The following is a 3089-nucleotide window of genomic DNA, read 5'->3' on the forward strand; positions in this document are numbered from 1 at the left end:
TGTGTGTTGAATGTTTGGTCTATTAGTACCGGTCACCTCCACACCTTACGATGCTTCCAGATCCGGCCTATCAACCCCATCATCTATAGGGGACCTCAAAAGAAACCTAATCTTGGAACAGGCTTCCCGCTTAGATGCTTTCAGCGGTTATCCCTTCCGTACGTAGCCAACCAGCCATGCCCCAGGCGGGACAACTGGCACACCAGAGGTACGTCCATCCCGGTCCTCTCGTACTAGGGACAGCCTTCCTCAAGTTTCTACGCGCGCGGCGGATAGAGACCGAACTGTCTCACGACGTTCTAAACCCAGCTCGCGTGCCGCTTTAATGGGCGAACAGCCCAACCCTTGGGACCTACTCCAGCCCCAGGATGCGACGAGCCGACATCGAGGTGCCAAACCATCCCGTCGATATGGACTCTTGGGGAAGATCAGCCTGTTATCCCCGGGGTACCTTTTATCCGTTGAGCGACACCGCTTCCACAAGCCGGTGCCGGATCACTAGTCCCTAGTTTCCTACCTGCTCGACCTGTCAGTCTCACAGTCAAGCTCCCTTGTGCACTTACACTCAACACCTGATTGCCAACCAGGCTGAGGGAACCTTTGGGCGCCTCCGTTACTCTTTAGGAGGCAACCGCCCCAGTTAAACTACCCACCAGGCACTGTCCCTAACCCGGATCACGGGCCGAGGTTGAGATGTCCAATACGATCAGAGTGGTATTTCAACAACGACTCCACCCCAACTGGCGTTGAGGCATCACAGTCTCCCACCTATCCTACACAAACCGAACCGAACACCAATACCAAGCTATAGTGAAGGTCCCGGGGTCTTTTCGTCCTGCCGCGCGTAACGAGCATCTTTACTCGTACTGCAATTTCGCCGGGTCTGTGGTTGAGACAGCAGGGAAGTCGTTACGCCATTCGTGCAGGTCGGAACTTACCCGACAAGGAATTTCGCTACCTTAGGATGGTTATAGTTACCACCGCCGTTTACTGGGGCTTAAATTCTCCGCTTCGACCACAAGTGATCTAACAGGTCCTCTTAACCTTCCAGCACCGGGCAGGCGTCAGTCCGTATACATCGACTTCACCGTCTTCGCACGGACCTGTGTTTTTAGTAAACAGTCGCTTCCCTCTATTCTCTGCGGCCACAACCAGCTCAACCACGTCGGTCACCAGTCATGGCCCCCCTTCTCCCGAAGTTACGGGGGCATTTTGCCGAGTTCCTTAACCACAGTTCTCCCGATCGCCTTAGTATTCTCTACCTGACTACCTGTGTCGGTTTCGGGTACGGGCCGTATATCCACATCGCTAGAGGCTTTTCTCGGCAGCATAGGATCACCAACTTCCCCAAAACGGGTACGCATCACGCCTCACCCACTATGCTCCGGATTTACCTAGAACACGGGCCACACGCTTACACCACGACATCCATCACGTGGCACGGCTACCTTCCTGCGTCACCCCATCACTTGGCTACTACCAGTTCAGGTCCCCAGCATCACACACACCAACCAACCTAAAAGGCTAGTAAACGGCGCGTGTTCAGGTGGGTTAGTATCCCTGATTCACCATGGGCGCGGACACACGGGTACGGGAATATCAACCCGTTATCCATCGACTACGCCTGTCGGCCTCGCCTTAGGCCCCGACTCACCCTGGGAGGATTAACCTGGCCCAGGAACCCTTAGTCATTCGGCGGAGGAGTTTTCCACTCCTCATTCGCTACTCATGCCTGCATTCTCACTCGCGCACACTCCACACTAGGGTCACCCCAGCGCTTCACAGCACATACGCGACGCTCCCCTACCCAACCACCAATGGTGATTGCCGCGGCTTCGGCGGTGTACTTGAGCCCCACTACATTGTCGGCGCAGAACCACTCGACCAGTGAGCTATTACGCACTCTTTCAAGGATGGCTGCTTCTAAGCCAACCTCCTGGTTGTCTTCGCGATCCCACATCCTTTTCCACTTAGCACACCCTTAGGGGCCTTAGCCGGCGATCTGGGCTGTTTCCCTCTCGACTACGAAGCTTATCCCCCGCAGTCTCACTGCCGTGCTCTGACCTCACCGGCATTCGGAGTTTGGCTGATGTCGCTAAGATGATAGTCCCGCTAAACCAACCAGTAGCTCTACCTCCAGGAGGAAACACACGACGCTGCACCTAAATGCATTTCGGGGAGAACCAGCTATCACGGAGTTTGATTGGCCTTTCACCCCTACCCACAACTCATCCCCTCAGTTTTCAACCTAAGTGGGTTCGCGCCTCCACAGAGTCTTACCTCTGCTTCACACTGGCCATGGGTAGATCACCCCGCTTCGGGTCCAGGACATGCCACTAACAACACACTAATTAGTATTCGCTTTCGCTACGACTACCCCACCAACGGGTTAACCTCGCGACATGCCGCTGACTCGCAGGCTCATTCTTCAAAAGGCACGCCATCACCCCACACGGAGGCTCTGACGGATTGTAAGCACATGGTTTCAGGTACTATTTCACTCCCCTCCCGGGGTACTTTTCACCATTCCCTCACGGTACTAATCCGCTATCGGTCATAAGCAGGTATTTAGGCTTACCGGGTGGTCCCGGCAGATTCACAGCAGATTCCACGAGCCCGCTGCTACTCGGGCAACACACCAATTGCACGCATAAGTGTTTCACGTACCGGACTCTCACCGTCTACGGCAGGACATTCCAATCCACTTCCGCTACACCCACACACACGCAACGCAGGACTAGCAGACCCTGCACAATGCATCCCCACAACCCCACGCACGCAAACCCTGCCAGGTATCACACGCACGCGGTTTAGCCTCATCCACGTTCGTTCGCCACTACTAACGGAATCACAATTGTTTTCTACTCCTACGGGTACTGAGATGTTTCACTTCCCCGCGTAACCACCAATTAGACTATGAATTCATCTAACGGCGACCGCCCACAACGACGGCCAGGTTTCCCCATTCGGACACCCTCGGATCAACGCTCAGTTGGCAGCTCCCCGAGGCCTATCGCAGCCTCTCACGTCCTTCATCGGCCTACTATGCCAAGGCATCCACCATGCGCCCTTACAACACAACACACAAA

Annotated in this window: 1 rRNA gene; it reads right to left on the minus strand. The window is 55.0% G+C overall.

The window, feature by feature from the left end:
- Position 1: 1 nt before the first annotated feature.
- A 23S ribosomal RNA gene (locus HMPREF2708_RS00005) occupies positions 2-3084 on the minus strand.
- Positions 3085-3089: the final 5 nt, after the last annotated feature.

The sequence above is a fragment of the Corynebacterium sp. HMSC073H12 genome (assembly GCF_001837775.1).
Taxonomy (GTDB): Bacteria; Actinomycetota; Actinomycetes; order Mycobacteriales; family Mycobacteriaceae; genus Corynebacterium; species Corynebacterium amycolatum.